Origin of the sequence: Ochrobactrum sp. SFR4 (assembly GCF_019730395.1) — a bacterium.
GTDB lineage: Bacteria > Pseudomonadota > Alphaproteobacteria > Rhizobiales > Rhizobiaceae > Pseudochrobactrum.
In genome coordinates, this window is sequence record NZ_JAAPBB010000257.1 from 1 (window position 1) to 416 (window position 416).

1 protein-coding gene is annotated in these 416 nt (G+C 47.4%); it reads right to left on the reverse strand.

From position 1 onward, the window contains the following. Window positions 1–218: 218 nt before the first annotated feature. On the reverse strand, window positions 219–416 hold a 198-nt coding region (locus HBA93_RS18870; protein ID WP_221724319.1), incomplete at its 5' end, for a sortase domain-containing protein.

The window sequence follows — 416 nt, forward strand, 5'->3', positions numbered from 1 at the left end:
TATCATGCAGACGACATTGTTGATTTGTCGCGCTTCATTCAATTTGTGGTGGGTTATAATTCGCGCCTGACATTCTAAAAAATATAGCGCCTCTCTTTGAATATCTGACTACGATTATGCTTGAGTTTGTTTTTAGACAAGCAACGCAAGCATAATCATTGGTGGGTTTTTTCCAGATATTCTTGTCGGTGGTGACGTAGCGCCATTGAAGCCTTAAATCACTCATCTAAGGTCGCATAGACGAGATAGCGCAGCGGGCCTTGCGTAACTGCATCAAAGGGGTAGCAGGTCGCCAGCACCAGATGAGAGCCTGCTGCGTGAACATCGATCTGCGCCTCATCCCAACGCGCGACGGTCATTTGAGTGGCACGATAGGTGTATGTTGTGCCGTCATCGCGTGTAATGCGAATAAGGTC